Here is a 19,462-nt window from a genome sequence, read left to right on the forward strand (position 1 = left end):
ATTTGCCCGTGGCCGCTTCACTAATGCGGCCGTTTGCTCCACCCTAGCGGCCCTTCCCCGCGGCTTACCCACAGACCCTGCTGCCATGCCCAAGCACCTGCTCATCGTTGAATCGCCGGCCAAAGCCAAGACGATCAACAAATACCTCGGCAAGGACTACACGGTCCTGGCCTCGTATGGGCACGTGCGTGACCTGATCCCGAAGGAAGGCGCGGTTGACCCGGACAACGGGTTCGCCATGCATTACGACGTGATCGAGAAGAACGAAAAGCATGTCGATGCGATCGCCAAGGCCGCAAAGGGCGCCGACGACATCCTGCTGGCGACCGACCCGGATCGCGAGGGTGAAGCGATCAGCTGGCATATCGCCGAGATCCTGAAGGAGCGCGGGCTGGTCAAGGACAAGCCGATGCAGCGCGTGGTGTTCACCGAGATCACCCCGCGCGCGATCAAGGAAGCGATCAGCCAGCCGCGCGAGATCGCCAGCGACCTGGTCGATGCCCAGCAGGCGCGCCGCGCGCTGGACTACCTGGTCGGTTTCAACCTGTCGCCGGTGCTGTGGCGCAAGGTCCAGCGCGGCCTGTCGGCAGGCCGCGTGCAGAGCCCGGCGCTGCGCATGATCGTCGAGCGCGAGGAAGAGATCGAAGCCTTCATCGCCCGCGAGTACTGGTCGATCGCCGCCGAGTGCGCGCATCCCTCGCAGCACTTCAACGCCAAGCTGGTCAAGCTGGACGGGCAGAAGTTCGAGCAGTTCACCGTCACCGACGGCGACACCGCCGAGGCCGCCCGCCTGCGCATCCAGCAGGCCGCGCAGGGCGCCCTGCATGTCACCGACGTGGCCAGCAAGGAGCGCAAGCGCCGCCCCGCGCCGCCGTTCACCACTTCCACGCTGCAGCAGGAAGCTTCGCGCAAGCTCGGTTTCACCACGCGCAAGACCATGCAGGTCGCGCAGAAGCTGTACGAAGGCGTGGACATCGGCGGCGACGAAGGCACGGTCGGCCTGATCTCGTACATGCGTACCGACTCGGTGAACCTGTCGCAGGACGCGCTGGCCGAAATCCGCGACGTGATTGCCCGTGATTACGGCATCGCCTCGCTGCCCGACCAGCCCAACACCTACCAGACCAAGTCCAAGAACGCCCAGGAAGCGCACGAAGCGGTGCGCCCGACCTCGGCACTGCGCACCCCGGCCCAGGTCGCGCGGTTCCTGACCGACGACGAGCGCAAGCTGTACGAGCTGATCTGGAAGCGTGCAGTGGCCTGCCAGATGATCCCGGCAACGCTCAACACCGTCAGCGTGGACCTGTCGGCCGGCAGCGAACATGTGTTCCGCGCCAGCGGCACCACGGTGGTGGTGCCCGGCTTCCTGGCCGTGTACGAGGAAGGCAAGGACAGCAAGAGCGCCGAGGATGACGATGAAGGCCGCAAGCTGCCGGCGATGAAGCCGGGCGACCGCGTGCCGCTGGAGCGCATCGTGGCCGACCAGCACTTCACCCAGCCGCCGCCGCGCTTCACTGAAGCGGCGCTGGTGAAGGCGCTGGAAGAGTACGGCATCGGTCGTCCTTCGACCTACGCCTCGATCATCCAGACCCTGCTGTTCCGCAAGTACGTGGAAATGGAAGGCCGCAGCTTCCGCCCGTCCGATGTCGGCCGTGCGGTGTCCAAGTTCCTGTCCAGCCACTTCACCCAGTACGTCGACTACGACTTCACCGCCAAGCTGGAGGACGAGCTCGATGCCGTCTCGCGTGGCGAGGAAGAGTGGATTCCGCTGATGTCGCGCTTCTGGGGACCGTTCAAGGAACTGGTCGAAGACAAGAAGGAATCGGTCGACCGTGCCGAGGCCAGTGGTGCGCGCGAGCTGGGTACCGACCCGAAGACCGGCAAGCCGGTCAGCGTGCGCCTGGGCCGGTTCGGGCCGTACGCGGCCATCGGCAGCACCGCCGAGGATGCCGAGGACAAGCCCAAGTTCGCCTCGCTGCGGCCGGGCCAGTCGATGCACACCATTTCCCTGGAAGACGCGCTGGAACTGTTCCTGATGCCGCGCGCGCTGGGTGAGGACAAGGGCGAGGACGTCAGCGTCGGCATCGGCCGCTTCGGCCCGTTCGCCAAGCGCGGCAGCACCTACGCTTCGCTGAAGAAGGAAGACGACCCGTACACCATCGACCTGGCCCGCGCCGTGTTCCTGATCGAAGAGAAGGAAGAAATCGCGCGCAACCGGATCATCAAGGAGTTCGAGGGCAGCGACATCCAGGTGCTGAACGGTCGTTTCGGCCCGTACATCAGCGACGGCAAGATGAACGGCAAGATCCCCAAGGATCGTGAACCGGCATCGCTGACCCTGGCCGAGGTGCAGCAGTTGATGGAAGAAACCGGCAAGCCGGTGCGCAAGGGCTTCGGCGCCAAGAAGGCCGCCGCCAAGAAGGCACCGGCAAAGAAGGCGGCAGTGAAGAAGGAAGCCGCGCCGAAGAAGGCTGCTGCCAAGAAGGCGCCGGCCAAGAAGGCGGCTGCGAAGAAGGCCGTGGCCAAGAAGGCACCGGCAAAGAAGGCCGTCAAGAAGGCGGCCAAGTAGATCCACGCCATGCGTGGATGATCTGCCACGGTGAGCGGACCCACGGTCCGCCCCCACCGCTCCACCCGCTCTGCACGCAGCGGGGGGATAATGAAGGCCCACGCCGGGCCCGGTCGCCGCCATGAAAGAACTCACACTGGACGCCGCAGTCGCCACGCTCCGCAGTGGCGGGGTGATTGCCTACCCGACCGAAGCGGTCTGGGGCCTGGGTTGCGATCCTGCGCACGAGGCAGCGGTGCACACGCTGCTGCGACTGAAGCAGCGCCCGATCGAGAAAGGCATGATCCTGGTGGCCGCTGACCTGTCGCAGCTGCAGGGCTGGGTGCGCCTGCAGGCGCTGCCCGATGCACGCCAGCGCGCAGTGCTCGCCAGCTGGCCCGGCGCCAACACCTGGATCCTGCCCGCCGGTACCCGCGCGCCCGGCTGGATCACCGGCGAACACAGCGGCATCGCGGTACGCATCAGCGCGCACCCGCTGGTCGCAGCGCTGTGCCAGGCCTGGGGTGGCCCCCTGGTATCAACCAGCGCCAACCTTGCCGGCGAGCCCCCCGCGCGCAGCCGCGAAGAACTGGACCCACGCCTGCTGCGCCTGCTCGACGGCATCCTCGATGGGCAGACCGGCGGCCTGGCCCAACCCACGCCGATCCGCGACGCGCTCAGTGGCAACGTACTGCGCTCCTGACAGGTCCATTGCGTCGGCGTTGCCGATCGCGCACGCTGCGCCCATGACCCTGCTGCGCGCTGTCCTGTCTCTGGCCCTGCTGCTGTCGTTGCCGGCCCTTGCCGCCGACGACGTGCGGGTCTACCGCTGCGTCGGCAGCAATGGTGCCGTCGCGCTGCAGGACAAGCCCTGCACGACCGGCCGCCAGCAAGTGCGCGACCTGCAACGGCCGCGCGACCCGCCGCCACGGGTGGTCAGCACCGAGGCCGCGCCGCCCGCACCGGTGCAGACGCCAGCGATGCGCGAGCGCGAGGTGCGCCATGTCTACATCCAGCCGCCACAGCCGATGTACGAATGCGTGAGTGAAGACGGCGACCGTTACACCAGCGACAACAACGAAGGGAATCCGCGCTGGGTGCCGCTGTGGACCACGGTCTGGTACCCGCATGGTCATCCTGGCGGTGCGTACCCCGGACCGCATCCGGGGCCGCGTCCGGCCGGCAGCGGCAACACCCTCGGTCCCCCCATCGGCGGCGGGCCTGCGGTGTATCGCCCGCCGTCAGTGGGCGTCGGTGTCAACGTGCCTGCCGGCAACATCCTGGTGCGCGATACCTGCCACGCCCTGCCCCCGCAGGAAGTGTGCGCACGCCTGCGTGATCGTCGCTGGGAACTGGACCGGCGTTACAACAGCGCGCTGCAGAGCGAGCGCACCGCGATCAGCAAGGAGCAGCGTGGCATCGACGCGCGGCTGGCGCAGGACTGCGGCGGCTGAGCCCTGTGCTGGGGACGGTACCCCCTCTTTGGTAGATGCCCACCTTGGTGGGCACTGGCAAACAGCGGTGCCAACCAAGGTTGGCAACTACCGGGGCATCTGAGCCCTGCGCTGGGGGCTATGCCCCCGCTTTGGTAGACGCCCACCTTGGTGGGCACTGGCAAACAACGGTGCCAACCAAGGTTGGCAACTACCGGGGCATCTGAGCCCTGCGCTGGGGGCTATCCCCCCGCTTTGGTAGACGCCCACCTTGGTGGGCACTGGCAAACAGCGGTGCCAACCAAGGTTGGCAACTACCGGGGCATCTGAGCCCTGCGCTGGGGGCCATGCCCCCGCTTTGGTAAATGCCCACCTTGGTGGGCACTGGCAAACAACGGTGCCAACCAAGGTTGGCAACTACCGGGGCATGGACCACCGCTGTAGGCTGCTCGCATGAGAAGACTGATCTGGCTGGCCATGGGCCTGTTGCCCGGCAACGCGTTGGCCGACGACATGGTGATCTACCGCTGCATGGGCAGCAGCGATGTTCCTACGTTGCAACGCACCCCCTGCCCCGCCGGCACCCGGCAGGAAATCCAGCGTGTCCCGGCGCCTTCGCCGACGGCGCCGATCGTACCGGTGCAGAACAGCCCCGCTCCCCCGCCTGCAGCGATGCCGTCCGTGGACGTCGCCGTCGAGCCTGCCGCGACGCAGCCACGTGAGGGCCGAACGATCATGGAAGCACGCATGGTCGAGCGCGAAGGCGGCGACGCCATACTCGACAGCGCGGTGCTGCCACGTTCGAGCGACACCACGTCGGGGGATGGCAACACACCGTCAAAGCCACCGCTGCCGGCGATCTATCAATGCCTCAGCAGCGAGGGAAGCTCGTACCTGCATGAGTACGAGGCTGCACCAGGCCGCTGCGAACTGTTGAACGTGCAGGGCCTGGGCGGAGCGACACCGGTGAACGCCGCCAGCTGCGAGGTGGTCCGGGACCGCTGCACTGAAGTGGCCGAAGCGCAGCGCTGCGGCAGCTGGCAGCAGCGCTTCCGCGATGCACGCGGTCGCGAGCGCTTTGCTGCGCCCGAAAACCAACCGGCAGCGCGCGGCGAACGCGAACGCCTGCAGGCCGTGCTGGAAGCCAGCGACTGCCCCGTACCGAAGTAGAGCATCCACGCCCGCCGTGGATGCCTCCATCCGCAGCGGGCGGTCCCGTCAGAACCCGTATCGCAGGAAGCCGCCATCCACCGCGATGCATTCGCCGGTGACATAGCTCGATGCCGGCAGGCACAGGAAGCCCACGGCCGAGGCCACTTCCTCCGGCTCACCGATGCGCCGCATCGGCGTGCGTCCGATCACTTCCTCGTAGTAGTCGGTATCGGACAGCGGGCCGGACGTGCGACGGGTCCGGATGTACCACGGCGCTACTGCATTGACCCGGATGCCGTCCTCGGCCCACTCCACCGCGAGGTTGCGGGTCATCTGGTGCATCGCCGCCTTGGTCATGCCATAGACCACGCCGCTGCGCACATGGGTCAGGCCGGACACGCTGCCGACGTTGACGATGGCCGACGAAGCGTGGCGCGCGAGCAACGGATGCGCATAGCGCGACAGCTCGAACGCCGAGAACAGATTGGTCTCGAAAATGCCGCGCCACTCGTCTTCGGAATATTCCGTGGCGGGCTTGGTGATGTTGCCACCGGCATTGTTGACCAGAATGTGCAGGCCGTCGGCGTGGTCCTCGACCCAGTCCAGGATCTGCCGGCGATCTTCGTCATCGGACACATCGGCGGCCAAGGCATGCACCTGGTGCTGCGGATACACATCCAGCAGTTCGTCGCGGGCACTCTCCAGCATGTCCAGGTCGCGGCCGACGATCATCAGATCGGCGCCGAGACCGGCCAGTTCATGCGCGATCGCCAGGCCGATACCGGCGCTGGCACCGGTGATCAGGGCCGTCTGCCCATCCAGGCGCCACCGTTGCTGGGTCATATGTCCTCCGGGGCCGCGCCCGCTGTGTTTCGATGCGGCAAGGATACGCGCTCACGACCGTCCGCCGCCCGGGATGCGACACTGACTGCACGTCCCTCGTGGAGAGCTGCCATGCGCGTCCTGATTCCCGTCCTGCTGTCGGCCGTCGCGCTGGCCGGGTGCCAGCGCCCTGCACCGCCCAATCCCGAACGACCACCGCAACCGCAGGCGATGGCCAAGGCGTTCAATCAGCCGCTGGACCGCGCAAAGGCCGTGCAGAAGACCCTGGACGAGGCGGCCGAACGCGAGCGCAAGGCAGAGGCCGACGCGCAGTAGAACCCCGCATGCAACAACGCCCGGCCAAGGCCGGGCGTTGTGCGTTCAGTAGATCCACGCCATGCGTGGATGGGCCATCAGAACCCGCAGAAGCAATACGCCAGCGACTTCACCGGTGCACCGTTGCCCTTCTCGCGGGCCGCATTTTCAACGAAGCGCAGCTGCGTATCGATTTCCGGCATCGTTCGCGCCAGCATCATCCGGCCCACGCCGGAATCGGCCAGCATCCAGGCGCCGACGTGGCTGCCAGCGAAGCCGCTGACGAACTGCGCGAACGGCGTGGCCGCCTTCTCGATGTAGCGCACACGGTACTTGTCGGTCGCGCCCAGCTTGGCCCGGCCAGCAGCGTCAGCCACGGCGTCCTTCAGGCCACCGAAGGCATCGACCAGACCGCGCTCCTTGGCCTGCGCACCGCTCCAGACGCGCCCACGGGCCACTTCGTCAATCGCCTCGACCGGCTTCTTGCGGGCCTCGGCAACACGGCCGGTGAAATCGGCATAGCCCTTGTTGATCACCGACTGGATGACCTGGCCCACCGCCGGGTCCATCGGTCGGGTGACGTCGAAGGCACCGGCGAAACGGGTGGTGCCGACGCCATCGGTGTGCACGCCGAACTTGTCCAGCGCACGGCTGAAGTTGGGGATCATGCCGAAGATGCCGATCGAACCGGTGATGGTCGACGGATCGGCATAGATGCGATCGGCGTTCATGCTGATCCAGTAACCACCGGACGCAGCGAGGTCACCCATGGACACAACCACCGGCTTTCCGGCAGCCTGCAGTGCCACCACTTCGCGACGGATCTGCTCGGAGGCGTAGACTTCGCCGCCCGGCGAATCCACGCGCAGCACCACGGCCTTGACGTCGTCATCGTCGCGGGCAGCACGCAGCAGCGCCGAGGTCGATTCACCACCGATACGGCCGGCCGGCAGATCGCCGCCGCTGATTTCACCGGAGGCCACGATGACCGCGACCTGCGGACGCGAATCAACCGGGTTGCGGCGCGCATCGAGCTGGGCCATGTAGGTGCCGAAATCGATGTTGCGGAAACCACCGTCGGCGTCTTCGTCGGCCACGCCGCGCTCGATCATCAGATCCTCGAATTCCTCGCGGGTCTTCAGCGCGGTCACCAGCTTCTGCTGCAGGGCGAACTTGGCCAGGTCGCCGCCGGCGGCAGCGACGCCTTCAGGCAGGGTGTCGATACCGGCCGCCAGCTGTGCCGGATCCAGGCGGCGGGCCTTGGCGATATCGCCGAGGTAGCGCTGCCACACATCGTTCATCCAGAACAGATCGGCTTCCTTGGACGCCGGCGACGCCGCGTCGAGCACGTACGGCTCGGCCGCCGACTTGTACTCGCCTACCTTGAACAGGTGCACGTCCACGCCCAGCTTGTCCTGCAGGCCGGTGCGGAAATACTGGCGGTAGCGACCCAGGCCTTCCAGCACCACCGACCCCATGGGGTCCAGGTAGACCTCGTCGGCCTGTGCGGCAAGCAGATACTGCGACTGCCCCATGCTCTCGCTGAAGGCCACCAGCTGCTTGCCCGAGGCGCGCAGGTCCTGCAGCGCGGCGGACACTTCGCGCAGCGAGGCGAAACCGGACGGCTGCAGCTTGTCCAGTTCCAGCACCACCCTCTCGATCTTCTTGTCATCGCGCGCGCTCTCGATCACCCGGATCAGATCGCGCAGCTGCACTTCCTCGGCACCGTTGTCACCGACGGCCTTGGCCAGCGCGCGGCTGACCGGATCGGCACTGTACTGCTCGACCAGGCGGCCTTCCGGCGCGATCACCAGGGTGGTGCGGTCCTGCAGCGCCTTGCTGGCACCTGCGCCCATGCCCGCAGCGACGATGAACATCACCAGCACCAGCAGCAACAGGCCGAAGAACACCAGGTTGAGGATCAACCGGCGGGTGAAATTCATCACGTCCCACAGCCCGATGAAGAAGCTGGCGACAGGATTGCGGTTCGCCGGGGGCAGCGGCGGCACGGGTTGGTTCATGGAGCACTCCGGATGGCTTCTTGCCGTGGTAACAGCATAGCCGGTGCCGCGTGAGGCAGCATCGGACACAAGTCAGGGGATCGCCAGTCACGGTTGCCCGGGACCGGCGTGATGTCAGGCCAGCGTGGACTGGCCAATGCGTTTGCTGCTGCGGCTCAGGCGCCAGCCCATCAGGATGGCGGCGGCGGTCAGGCCGACGATCAGGCCGATCCACATGCCCTGCGGCCCCATGCCCAGGCCCAGGCCGAGCCCGGCACCCAGCGGCATGCCCAGGCCCCAGTAGGCGAACATGGCGATGAACATCGGCACGCGGGTGTCCTTCAGGCCGCGCAGCGCGCCGGCCGACAGCACCTGGATGCCATCGGGGAACTGGAAGGTGGCTGCGTACAGCAGCAGGGTCGAGGCCAGCCCGGCCACGGCCAGGTCGTTGGTGTAGACGCCGACGATGGCGTCGTGGCCGAACAGCAGTGCCGCCGCCGACAGCGTCTGCGTACCCATGATGATCGCGTAGCCGGCCCACGCCGCACGGCGCACGCCGAAGCCATCGCCACGGCCAACCGCATGGCCGACCCGCACGGTGGTCGCCTCGGCCACGCCCATCGGGATCATGAAGCACAGCTGCGCCACGTTGATCGCGATCTGGTGCGCGGCCGCTTCATTGGCGCCCAGGCGACCAATCAGCAATGCGGTGACGATGAACAGGCCACCTTCCATCAGCACGGTGATGCCGATCGGCAGGCCGGTGCGCAGCAGGTCCCAGATCGCTGACCAGCGCGGCCCCTCGAAGTGCGAGAACAGCTGCAGGTGGGCAAAGCGCTTGGTGAACCACAGGTAGGTACCGAAGGCGATCGCCTGCAGCCACATCATCACCGCCGAGGCGATGCCCAGGCCTTCAGCGCCCATTTCCGGGAAGCCCAGCTTGCCGTTGGCCAGCACGTACCCCATCGGCGCCAGCACCAGCAGGCCGCCAAAACCGAGCAGCATGGTCGGCAGCGTCCAATGCATGCCTTCACTGAGATAGCGCATGCAGAAGTACAGCGTCAGCGCCGGGCCACCCCAGCGCACCGCATGCAGGAAGGCCGTTGCGCCGGGCACGATGTCCGGGGCGATGCCGAATGCCGGCAGCAGCGGCGGCACCACGGTGAGGAAGGTGAACATGATCAGGCCCAGGCCCAGCGCCAGCCACAGCGCCTGCCGGAACAGCGGGCCGATCTCGCGCTCACGGCCGGCGCCATGCAGCTGCGACACCGAGGCGGTGAGCGAGATCAGCGTGCCAATCGGGATCAGCATCGGCAGCCACAGCAGCGCAGTGCCGATGGTCACTGCGGCCAGGGTGGATGTCGCATGGTGGCCGGCAATCACGTTGTCGACGAAGGAGATCAGACCGGTGGAGACGTGCCCGAGCACAAGCGGCAGGGCAAGCAGACCGGTAGCGCCGACTTCCTTGCTGAAGCGCGGCGTGGAGGTTGCAGTAGACATAAGGTGCTTGACGCGAACTACGGTTGCGCGCGAAGGGCACAGGCACCGGGTTGCGGCCGGCCATCTTACGCGCGCCGGGCGGTCATTCCCATGACTGCCCCATAAAGGGGACGGAGGGAATTAAGTCGTATCCGTCACAGTCGAGCCAAAACCGACTTAATTCCCTCCGTCCCCTTTTCGCTTATTGGCCGGCCTGGCGCTTGAGCCAGGTGTCGCGTTCGGCGGCGGGGACCGTCAGGAATGCGCTGCGTACGCTGTCGCGTTCCTGCGGCGGCGTGCGCTGGGCGACCAGGGCCAGCTGCGCCAACTGCGACGGACTCAGCTGGCGCAGCACGGCAAGCACGGCGTCGCGCTGTTGCGGCGGTACGAAGCCGAACAGGCCGTGCAGCTTGGGGAATTCTGCGCCCAGTTGCGGGCCCAGCCGCCAGCCTTCGCGGAAGGCTTGGTCCTGTGCCTGGAACTGCGCGCGCAGGCGTTGCTGCTGGTCGGCCGGCAACGCGGCGAAGCGGGCGGCGGCCTGGCGGATGCGTTCGCGCTCACCCTCCGGCAGGGCCCGCCACGCGGCGTAGTCGCTGCGACGCTGGCGTTGCTGGGCGGGATCGAGTTGCGCGAATGCCGCCGCGGCAGTGGGCGTGGCCGATGGTGTTGCCGACGGTGCGGGCAGCGGCACGTTCACTGATTGCGGAGCGGCCGCCAGCGACAGCGGCAGGGCCAGCAGCAGGCCGGCGAAGAGGAGCTTATTCATCGGCAGCAGAGGTTTCCAGCGCTGCGCCGACCGGTTCCGGGTGGGTCGGCTTGGGTTGTGACTCGTCCACCGGCAACGGGCCGCCGGCGGCACTCCAGGCATGCATGTCGGCCTCGGCCAGCAGCGGGTAATCGCGGTCGGCCAGCATCGCAGCATCTTCGCTGGCCTGCGCATCGCTGCCCGCAGCGGGGCGGACATCGCTGGCTGGCAGCGCCTCGACGGTGACCGGCCCGGCCTCACCCACCACGCCTTCGGGCAGGGGGCCATCGGCAGTCAGCGCACGGCCCTGCCAATGGCGCCAGCCCAACGCAGCCAGCAGCAGCACCGCCACGGTGATCAACAGGATCACCGGGCCACGCCAGCGCGGCTTGGCATTGGGGCGGCGACGCTTGCCGCTTGCAGATGCGCGTTCGTCGCGCGGCGGTGCACGCCAGCTGGACGCAGGCGCCTGGTTGTTGGCCGCTGGCGCGGACGGTTGCTGCAGCTGCTGCAGGCGCTTGGCCGGCAGGTCGCGGACACGCAGCTGCACCTGTTCGGCCAGAGCGCGCCATGCAGCGGCGTCGGGCTGGCCATCGGCATCGCGTGGGCAGGCCGTGGCCAACAGGCGCTGATAGCCTTCTTCGTCGACATCCAGAACGCGGGTGGCGATGCCCTCGTCCAGGCTGCCCCCCACCCGCAGCAGCAAGGCCAGCCGCGGCAAGGGGGCCATCTCGCCCAGCGCGGCCAGCGACGGTGGCCACTGACCGGTGGCCGGCTCGCGCAGCGCCTGGCGCTGGCCCAGCAGGGTCCAGAAGCGGCTGGGCCACTGCGCCATCGGCAGGTCGCTGGCGACCGCGGCGAAGGCGCGCATCACCGCCACCAGCGTCTGTTCGGCACGGGCGGGGTCACCGCACTGCAGTTCGGCCACGACCAGAGCACGGCGTTCGACGCCACGCAGAAATGCCGACAGCGCGCCGGCCGCGGTCGAGGAAACAGGGGCGGGCACAGCCGTCATCGGTCACTCCAAAGGTCTGCCGGCATGATAGCGGCAGCCCATCGCTGCCCGGCAGGACTTGCGATTGCAGACGGTTTCTGCTGCAGGTTGTGCACAGCACCACGCGGGAACCGGGCGATTCCTGCGTGAATGGCTGAATTCACCCTGTTTCAGCAATGTTTCACACTTAAGTTGTTGATTTCAATTGAATTTAAAGTGTGGCTATTTTTTGACCAACGGAAGCGTGAGGCCGTCGCCATCGGCCTCATACGGCGCCATGAGCCGCTAACGCACAGACTTATCCACAGAAGATGTGGATAAGACTGAATCTCCAATAGACACCGATATTTAGGTGACATTTATGATTCGCCGGAGGGCATGCCAGTCGCATCTGCCACTGCCATGCGCCCTCGCATGGGCCGTTACACTGGCCCGATGCTCGCCCCTGAATCCGGCCCTGTCCCGACCCTGCAGGTCGCCCTGCCCGTGCCCCTGCCGCGCCTGTTCGACTACCTGCCACCGCAGGGCGAAGGCCCGACGGTAGCGGTCGGCTGCCGGCTGAAGGTGCCGTTCGGCAACCGCGAACTGATCGGCGTGGTGGCCGGCCACGGGCAAACCGAGGACAGCCAGGGCCTGCGCCAGGCACTGGCCTGGTGTGACACCACACCGCTGCTGCAGGGCGAGTTGTGGCAGAGCCTGCAGTGGCTGGCCCGCTATACCCACGCCCCCTTGGGCGAAGTACTGAGCACCGCCCTGCCCGGCCCGCTGCGGCATGGCGAACCGCTGCCCGACACCCATCACTGGGGTTGGCAGCTGACAGCTGAAGGCCATGCCCAGCGCGAGAAGCTGCGCGCCGGCAGCCGACCGCGGCAATTGGCCGAGCTGCTGGCCGAAGCGGTGGTGGACGAAGATGTCCTGTCCGCGCGCATGCAGGACTGGCGGGTGGCCGCACGCAGCCTGGGCAAGCGCGACCTGGCCGAGCGCATCGCCCTGAGCGTGGCGCCGCAGCACGCCCAGCCCCTGCCCGGCCCCACCCTCAATGCGGAGCAGGCCGAAGCGGTGGCCGCGATCACCGCCGCCGAAAGCTTCCAGGCATTCCTGCTGGACGGGGTGACCGGCAGCGGCAAGACCGAGGTCTACCTGCAGGCCATCATCCATTGCCTGGCGCAGGGCAGGCAGGCCCTGGTGCTGGTGCCCGAGATCGGCCTGACCCCGCAGACTCTGGCGCGCTTCCGCGGCCGTCTCGGCATCGCCGTGCATGCGTTGCACTCGGGGCTGACCGACAACGAACGCGCGCGGGTCTGGGCTGCGGCCTCGCGCGGCGAAGCACGGGTGATCGTGGGCACGCGTTCGGCGGTGTTCATTCCGCTGCCGCAACCCGGCCTGCTGATCGTGGACGAAGAGCACGACGGCAGCTACAAGCAGCAGGACGGCATCCGCTACCACGCACGTGATTTCGCTCTGGTGCGGGCCAAGGCGCAGGGCATTCCGGTGCTGCTGGGCAGCGCCACGCCGTCATTGGAAACCCTGCACAACGCCTATGCCGGCCGCTATGCGCACCTGCGCCTGAAGCAGCGCGCCGGTGATGCCCGACCGCCGCGCGTGCGCATCCTCGACGTCCGCAAGCGTCCGCTGCGCGATGGCCTTTCTGCCGACGTGCTGGCCGGCATCGGCGAACACCTGCAGCGTGGCCAGCAGGTGCTGGTGTTCAAGAACCGCCGCGGCTATGCGCCGGTGCTGCTGTGCCACGACTGCGGCTGGACCGCACCCTGCAACCGCTGCGATGCACCGATGACCGTGCATGGCGGTGGCCGTCGCCTGCAATGCCATCACTGCGGTGCGCGGCAGCCGGCACCACTGGCCTGCCCCGCCTGCGGCAGCCTGGCCCTGCAGCCACAGGGCATCGGCACCGAGCGGCTGGAAGAACACCTGGTCAGTGCCTTCGCCGATTTCCCGGTGGTGCGCATCGACCGTGGCACCACCGCCCGCCGCGATGCGCTGGAGCAGCAGCTGGCCAAGCTCGGCAACGCGCCCGGCATCCTGGTCGGGACGCAGATCCTGGCCAAGGGCCACGACCTGCCCAAGCTGACGCTGGTGGTGGTGGTGGGCATCGACGAAGGCCTGTTCTCGGCCGATTTCCGCGCCAGCGAAAAACTGGCGCAGCAGCTGATCCAGGTAGCCGGCCGCGCCGGTCGCGCGCGCGATCCGGGTGAAGTGTGGCTGCAGACCCATCATCCGGGCCATCCGCTGCTGGAGACGCTGGTGAACGGTGGCTACCACCCGTTCGCCCAGGCCGAACTCAACCAGCGCCAGGCGGCAGGTTTTCCACCATTCGCGCACCTGGCATTGATGCGTGCCGAAGCACAGCAGGTCGAGCATGCCAACGCGTTCCTGCTCGCTGCGCGGAAACTGCTGGGTGAACAGGACATGGTGGAGGCCTACGGGCCGATGCCGGCGCCGATGCCACGCCGTGCCGGTTATCAGCGAACGCAGCTGCTGCTGTCGGCGGCACAGCGGCCGCCGCTGCATGGGGTACTGGCACAGCTGGTGCCGCAGTCGTACGCGCTGCCGGAGGCACGCAAGGTGCGCTGGTCGCTGGATGTAGATCCGACGGATCTGTACTGAGGGCAACGCGCTGCGGCCAGAGCCCACCCGCTGGGTGGGATCCGACCCCGATGGCTTGAGGTCGGATCCCTTTCCGCAGAAAAGGGCTCTGACCCCGAACGTCGCGCCTTCGCTTACGTCATCGGTGACATCACGCCGCGCTGGTACGCCGGGCGTTCGCGCAGGCGTGCATACCACTCGGCCAGGTGCGGCAGGTCCGGGCGCTGGATCGGCAGTTCGAACCAGGCGTAGATCAACGAGCCCAACGCGATGTCACCCATGGCGAACGTCTCGCCCGACAGCCACGGCTGCTTGGCCAGGGTTGCGTTGGGCAGCGCCAGGAAATCACCGGCGCGCACGATCGCTGCATTGATGCGCGCCTCATCGCGGTCGGCCGGTGCGGTGCGCATGATGCCCCAGATCAGTTCGGAGTACAGCGGCGCCATCCGCGAGGTGCTCCAGTCCATCCACTTTTCGGCCTGGGCGCGCTCCATCGGATCTTCGGCATACAGCGTGCCCAGCGAATAGCGCGCACTGAGGTAGCGCACGATGGTGTTCGACTCCCACAGCGGCAGGCCGTGGTCTTCGATCACCGGCACCAGGCCGTTCGGGTTCATCGCCACGTATTCCGGCGACTGCGTGCCACCGTGGCTGCCACCCACTTCGATGGACTCGTACGGCAGGCCGATTTCCTCGGCGCACCACAGCACCTTGCGGACGTTGCTGGAATTGCGGCGGCCCCAGATCTTCAACATGCGGGTTTCCTTGCGTACAGCAGTGCGCCGCGATGGCGCGGAGCCGCTACGATACGCCCATCCGCAGGGAGAGACGACATGACCGCATGGGATGCAGTGAACTACACGCTTCTGGCAGCAGGACTGGTGATGCTGGTGCTCGGGTACCGACGCTCGAACCGCAACATGCTGCTGTGCGCCGGCGTGCTGCTGCTGGCCTTCAATGGCATTGAAGACTTCGCCAACGGATTTGCGGAAGGCCATGCCGGCTCCAGCGCACGTACGCTGTAGCCACACCATGTCTTCTGCAGTGCTGCGCGACCGGCACACGCTGGGCAACGCCCGGCGCTACCGGTTCTTCTTCGGCAGCGCGCGTACGTAGGAGGACTTACCGTCCTTCTTCAGTTCGAACAAACCGATCGCCGCCAGCAGGTCACTGAGTTTGCCGTAACCGTAGTTGCGCGGATCGAACGAGGCCTGGTTGCCGATCTGGCTGCCGACCGGGCCCAGGTGCGACCAGCCATCCTCGCCTTCTGCCGAGGACACCGCACGGCGCAGCATCTTCACCAGACGCGTGTCGCTGCGCATTTCCGCCCCGCTCTTGCGTGGGCGCGCATCATCGCTGGTGGCCTGCTCGCTGGGCGCCTGTCCGTTCGATGATTGTTCGTTCGCTGCCTGCTCCACATCCTGCACGCTGGCGTGGGTCTGGCCCAACGCTTCGAGGTAGGTGAACTTCGAGCACGCGTTGACGAAGGGTTCCGGGGTTTTCTTTTCGCCGAAGCCATACACCTTCACGCCATCGGTCAGCAGGCGCATCACCATCGGGGTGAAGTCGGCATCGCTGGACACGATTGCGAAGCCATCGAGGTTCCGCGCGTACAGCAGATCCATCGCGTCGATCACCATCGCCATGTCCGACGCGTTCTTGCCCTTGCTGTAGGCGAACTGCTGGATCGGGCGGATCGCGTACTCGTGCAGCACCGCCTCCCAGCCTTTCAGCCGAGGGCTCTTCCAGTTGCCGTAGGCACGGCGGACGTTGGCCACACCGTAGCGCGCGACCTCGGCCAGGACTTCGTCGATCTTCGAGGCCGGTGCATTGTCGGCGTCGATCAACAGGGCGATGCGCTTTTCCGGTTCGCTCATGGACTCCTCACGGGCAGTTGCCTGAACCCGAGTATCGCCGATCCCGATGCACGCTGACGTGACAAGGAGCGGCCGTGCGAAGATGCCAGGCACTTCCCCCATGCCCCCCTGGAGTGAGTCGATGAGTCGTGATCGCGTCCCCCACCTGGTCGTTGTCGGCGGCGGTTTCGCCGGCCTGTGGGCCACCCGTGCGCTGGCCCGCGAACGCATACGCATCACCCTGGTCGACCGTCGCAACCACCACCTGTTCCAGCCGCTGCTTTACCAGGTCGCCACCGCTGGGCTGTCCGCTCCGGATATCGCCGCACCGCTGCGCCACATCCTCGGCCACCAGCGCAACGTGGAGGTGCGGCTGGGCGAAGTGGTGGCCATCGACAAGCAGGCCCGCCAGGTGCGCATGGCCGATGGCAGCACGCTGGACTACGACAGCCTGCTGCTGGCCACAGGCGCCACCCACGCCTACTTCGGCCACGACGAATGGGCCGACGATGCGCCCGGCCTGAAGACGCTGGACGATGCCATCGCCCTGCGCCGCAAACTGCTGCTGGCGTTCGAACGCGCCGAAGCCGAACCGGACCCGGAAAAGAAGGCGGCATGGCTGAGCTTTGCCGTGGTGGGCGGTGGACCGACCGGCGTCGAGCTGGCCGGCACCCTCGCGGAAATCGCCCGGCATACGCTGCGCAATGAATTCCGCCACATCGATCCGGCCAGCGCCAAGGTTCGGCTGGTCGAGGCCGGTCCGCGCGTGTTGTCCACCTTCCCCGAAGTGCTTTCGCTGAAGGCACGCCGGCAGCTGGAAAAGCTGGGCGTGGAAGTGATGACCGGCACGCCGGTGAGCCACATCGATGGACAGGGCTTCAAGCTGGGCGACCAGTTCGTGCCCGCGCGCACCGTGGTCTGGGCCGCCGGCGTGGCCGCCTCACCGCTGGCGCGCACCCTGGACGTACCGCTGGACCGCGCCGGTCGCGTGCAGGTGCAGCCCGACCTGACCCTGCCTGGTCATCCGGAACTGTTCGTGGCCGGCGATCTTGCTGCGCTGAACCAGGCCAACGGCAAGCCGGTACCGGGCGTTGCGCCTGCCGCCAAGCAGATGGGCAAGTACGTGGCGGACGTGATTCGCGCGCGCCTGCATGGCAAGGCAGCACCCGGGCCGTTCAAGTACGCCGACTTCGGCAACCTGGCCACCATCGGCCGCATGGCCGCGATCGTGCACCTGGGCAAGCTGCAGTTGTCCGGCGTGCTGGCCTGGTGGTTCTGGCTGGCCGCGCACGTGTTCTTCCTGATCGGGTTCCGCAACCGCGTCGTGGTGCTGTTGAACTGGGCGGTGGCGTACTGGAGCTACCAGCGCAGCGCGCGGATCATCTTCGGCGATGACCGCGAAGACCGGCGACCGAAGCGGTAGGTACTGCCGTGGGTGACCTCTCGACCGACACAGTAGATCCACGCCATGCGTGGATGAATTTCTGTGCAGGTTGCATGGAGCGCAGCCACGCATGGCGTGGCTCTACTGCTTCATCGGACCTGGATCATGTCCGGCAGAAATCTTCGCGGTAGGTAGTGCCGCGGGCACGTCCTCGACCGGCACAGTAGATCCACGCCATGCGTGGATGAAGTTCTGCGCAGGCTGCATGGAGCGCAGCCACGCATGGTGTGGCTCTACTGCTTCATCGGGCCTGGATCATGTCCGGCAGAACTCTTCGCGGTAGGTAGCGCGGCGAACGCCCTCGACCGACACAGTAGATCCACGCCATGCGTGGATGAAGTTCTGCGCAGGCTGCATGGAGCGCAGCCACGCATGGCGTGGCTCTACTGCTTCATCGGGCCTGGATCATGTCCGGCAGAAATCTTCGCGGTAGGTAGCGCGGCGAGCGCCCTCGACCGACACAGTAGATCCACGCCATGCGTGGATGAATTTCTGTGCAGGCCGCAGGGAGCGTAGCCACGCATGCCGTGGATTCACCGTTTCATCGGGCCGCCGGGCACACGCCGTTTCGACCATGCTCGGCAGAAATCCTCCTTCCTCGCGGTGTCGGCAATCTGCGCCGCACTCCAATGCCGGGTGATCCAGATCGTCAGTGCGCTGCTGCTCAGGTGCCAGCGCAGCATGTCGTGCTGCGGCTGCCGCATCAGGTGGCGACGTGCAACCCAGAACGCTTCGCGCTCGATATCAGTCGCTTTCTTCAGCGCTCCAGGATCGAAGAACCGCGTCGTGAAGCTCCATGGATTCATCGGCTGGAATCCCATGCGCGGCTCACCGCTGCATGCGGCCACACCACTGGGCGCGCGATCAGCCGGCTGCGGCCAGCCTTCCACCATCGCCAGCCCCAGCAGGTACAGTAGGCCGGGCAGCAGCGCGATACCGGCTGCCAGCAGGCCGACCGAGAGCCACGCTTTACCGGCGGCGCGCATTGCTCATTTCGCCTTCGGCTTCGGGTACCACAGCGCGTTGACGATGACCCAGCGCTGCTCGAAGCGGCCCATATGGAAGTAGTCGACGAACCACGGGGTTTCCAGCCGCACCGATGCGGCGTTGCCGGTCACGTCCAGCACCGTGCAGCGGCGATCCCATTGATCTTTCGGGGTCTTCAACGCGCCCTGCTTCGTCAACGCAACCAGCTCTTCCTTCGACATCCGGCGCAGGCCCAGGCGTTCGTCCGGTGTATCACCGAGCACCGCACGTTTGGCCAGATCCGGATGCAGGGAACGGGCGACGCGCTGCGGGTCGGCTTCCAGTTGACCGTCGACGTAGTCGTGGCAGGTGGCTTCGATGGCTGCGATCGTGGCGGCGTCGGCGGCGGGGCTTGCTGCTGCGGAAAGTGCGAACAACAGGGCAACGGTGGACATCCGGGTCTCCAGCGCTGAGGGCTGGGCGATCATGGCATGGCCGGATGCGCCCCATCCACGCATGGCGTGGATCTACTGCAACAGCCACGCCAGTTTGCGTTCGCGCGGCTGCCGCTTGAGCTCCCATTCGGCACGCGAGGCCGCTGCACGGTCCGGGTACTCACGCACCGCCAGGACCCGCAGTGGCGGCCGCGACCGGGTGTAGCGGGCCCCCTTGCCGGCCTGGTGGGCAGCAAAACGGGCCTGCACGTCGGTGCTGATGCCGGCGTAATAGCTGCCGTCGCGGCATTCGAGCAGGTACAGGAACCACGGGCGGGAGGGCGAAACCATTGCCGGATTATGCCGTGCTGCACTGCAGCGGATATACTGGCGACCGAATGCAGGAGAGAGGCGCCGCGCTGGCGCCCGCCGAAGGCGCAGGCTCCCATGATCGCTCAGGCCGGTGGGCTGGAATCCCACCAACCATGCATTCGACTCGCCGAGCTGGAGAGAGGTCACCGGGCACGCCCGGGACGATCCGCCGAAGGGGCACGCGGCTCACGCCGCTGAACTCTCAGGCAAAAGGACAGCGGGAGCGGCACCGGTCATCGTCATCCCGTCATTGCGCAGGCAGTGGCGGTATGTGCGCATGGCCGGCCCCACCGCGCCC

Annotated in this window: 18 protein-coding genes and 2 riboswitches; of the genes, 8 read left to right on the forward strand and 10 right to left on the reverse strand. The window is 67.0% G+C overall.

What is annotated here, in order from left to right; genetic code table 11:
• Positions 1-85: 85 nt before the first annotated feature.
• The 4 genes from CR918_RS16890 to CR918_RS16905 all read left to right on the forward strand — a co-directional run bounded on the left by CR918_RS16890 (position 86) and on the right by CR918_RS16905 (position 5,151).
• Entirely contained in the window at positions 86-2,569 is a 2,484-nt protein-coding gene (locus CR918_RS16890) for a DNA topoisomerase I (protein WP_080149742.1), read from the forward strand.
• Between the two features lie 121 nt (positions 2,570-2,690).
• Positions 2,691-3,251, forward strand: a complete 561-nt coding sequence (gene tsaC, locus CR918_RS16895; protein ID WP_099843845.1) for an L-threonylcarbamoyladenylate synthase type 1 TsaC — start codon at positions 2,691-2,693, stop codon at positions 3,249-3,251.
• A gap of 43 nt (positions 3,252-3,294) precedes the next feature.
• On the forward strand, positions 3,295-4,002 hold the full coding sequence (locus tag CR918_RS16900; RefSeq protein WP_099843847.1) for a DUF4124 domain-containing protein: 708 nt from the start codon (positions 3,295-3,297) through the stop codon (positions 4,000-4,002).
• Between the two features lie 432 nt (positions 4,003-4,434).
• The gene (locus tag CR918_RS16905; protein ID WP_099843849.1) at positions 4,435-5,151 is read left to right on the forward strand and encodes a hypothetical protein; all 717 of its coding nucleotides are present in this window, start codon (positions 4,435-4,437) and stop codon (positions 5,149-5,151) included.
• A 48-nt stretch (positions 5,152-5,199) separates the two neighbouring features.
• On the opposite strand, the gene CR918_RS16910 is transcribed toward CR918_RS16905, so the two are convergent.
• Entirely contained in the window at positions 5,200-5,976 is a 777-nt protein-coding gene (locus CR918_RS16910; protein ID WP_025879399.1) for an SDR family oxidoreductase, read from the reverse strand.
• 111 nt (positions 5,977-6,087) lie between these two features.
• On the opposite strand from CR918_RS16910, the gene CR918_RS16915 reads away from it, so the two are divergent.
• The gene (locus tag CR918_RS16915; RefSeq protein ID WP_033832339.1) at positions 6,088-6,291 is read left to right on the forward strand and encodes a hypothetical protein; all 204 of its coding nucleotides are present in this window, start codon (positions 6,088-6,090) and stop codon (positions 6,289-6,291) included.
• 77 nt (positions 6,292-6,368) lie between these two features.
• Here the strand turns inward: CR918_RS16915 and sppA are convergent, their stop codons facing one another.
• The 4 genes from sppA to CR918_RS16935 form a co-directional block, all read right to left on the reverse strand.
• Entirely contained in the window at positions 6,369-8,291 is a 1,923-nt protein-coding gene (sppA, locus tag CR918_RS16920; RefSeq protein WP_099843851.1) for a signal peptide peptidase SppA, read from the reverse strand.
• Between the two features lie 114 nt (positions 8,292-8,405).
• A complete protein-coding gene (locus tag CR918_RS16925) occupies positions 8,406-9,770 on the reverse strand; it encodes an MATE family efflux transporter (RefSeq protein ID WP_032976478.1) in 1,365 nt (454 codons plus the stop codon).
• 181 nt (positions 9,771-9,951) lie between these two features.
• On the reverse strand, positions 9,952-10,515 hold the full coding sequence (locus CR918_RS16930; protein WP_099843853.1) for a DUF3106 domain-containing protein: 564 nt from the start codon (positions 10,513-10,515) through the stop codon (positions 9,952-9,954).
• Positions 10,508-11,509, reverse strand: coding sequence for a hypothetical protein (locus CR918_RS16935; protein WP_033832342.1), 1,002 nt, complete (start codon positions 11,507-11,509; stop codon positions 10,508-10,510). The genes CR918_RS16930 and CR918_RS16935 overlap by 8 nt, the downstream gene beginning before the upstream one ends.
• Positions 11,510-11,923: 414 nt before the next feature.
• On the opposite strand from CR918_RS16935, the gene CR918_RS16940 reads away from it, so the two are divergent.
• Positions 11,924-14,113 (forward strand): primosomal protein N', encoded by a 2,190-nt coding sequence (locus CR918_RS16940; RefSeq protein WP_484600327.1) that lies wholly within the window; start codon positions 11,924-11,926, stop codon positions 14,111-14,113.
• Between the two features lie 113 nt (positions 14,114-14,226).
• Here CR918_RS16940 and CR918_RS16945 read toward each other — a convergent pair whose 3' ends face one another.
• The gene (locus CR918_RS16945; protein ID WP_033832343.1) at positions 14,227-14,847 is read right to left on the reverse strand and encodes a glutathione S-transferase family protein; all 621 of its coding nucleotides are present in this window, start codon (positions 14,845-14,847) and stop codon (positions 14,227-14,229) included.
• Between the two features lie 78 nt (positions 14,848-14,925).
• Between CR918_RS16945 and CR918_RS16950 the strand changes: the two genes are divergently transcribed.
• A complete protein-coding gene (locus CR918_RS16950) occupies positions 14,926-15,117 on the forward strand; it encodes a hypothetical protein (RefSeq protein ID WP_099843857.1) in 192 nt (63 codons plus the stop codon).
• Between the two features lie 57 nt (positions 15,118-15,174).
• Here the strand turns inward: CR918_RS16950 and CR918_RS16955 are convergent, their stop codons facing one another.
• On the reverse strand, positions 15,175-15,969 hold the full coding sequence (locus CR918_RS16955) for an NYN domain-containing protein (RefSeq protein ID WP_025879390.1): 795 nt from the start codon (positions 15,967-15,969) through the stop codon (positions 15,175-15,177).
• Between the two features lie 121 nt (positions 15,970-16,090).
• Between CR918_RS16955 and CR918_RS16960 the strand changes: the two genes are divergently transcribed.
• Positions 16,091-17,371, forward strand: a complete 1,281-nt coding sequence (locus tag CR918_RS16960) for an NAD(P)/FAD-dependent oxidoreductase (protein WP_099785558.1) — start codon at positions 16,091-16,093, stop codon at positions 17,369-17,371.
• Between the two features lie 554 nt (positions 17,372-17,925).
• On the opposite strand, the gene CR918_RS16965 is transcribed toward CR918_RS16960, so the two are convergent.
• The 3 genes from CR918_RS16965 to CR918_RS16975 form a co-directional block, all read right to left on the reverse strand.
• Positions 17,926-18,378, reverse strand: coding sequence for a hypothetical protein (locus tag CR918_RS16965; RefSeq protein WP_033832346.1), 453 nt, complete (start codon positions 18,376-18,378; stop codon positions 17,926-17,928).
• Positions 18,379-18,381: 3 nt separating this feature from the next.
• On the reverse strand, positions 18,382-18,813 hold the full coding sequence (locus CR918_RS16970; protein WP_088101477.1) for a nuclear transport factor 2 family protein: 432 nt from the start codon (positions 18,811-18,813) through the stop codon (positions 18,382-18,384).
• A 72-nt stretch (positions 18,814-18,885) separates the two neighbouring features.
• On the reverse strand, positions 18,886-19,143 hold the full coding sequence (locus tag CR918_RS16975) for a GIY-YIG nuclease family protein (RefSeq protein ID WP_032952084.1): 258 nt from the start codon (positions 19,141-19,143) through the stop codon (positions 18,886-18,888).
• Positions 19,144-19,183: 40 nt separating this feature from the next.
• A riboswitch (glycine riboswitch) is annotated at positions 19,184-19,273 on the forward strand.
• 13 nt (positions 19,274-19,286) lie between these two features.
• Positions 19,287-19,390: riboswitch (glycine riboswitch) on the forward strand.
• Positions 19,391-19,462 lie beyond the last annotated feature (72 nt).

Source organism: Stenotrophomonas indicatrix, assembly GCF_002750975.1.
Taxonomy (GTDB): domain Bacteria; phylum Pseudomonadota; class Gammaproteobacteria; order Xanthomonadales; family Xanthomonadaceae; genus Stenotrophomonas; species Stenotrophomonas indicatrix.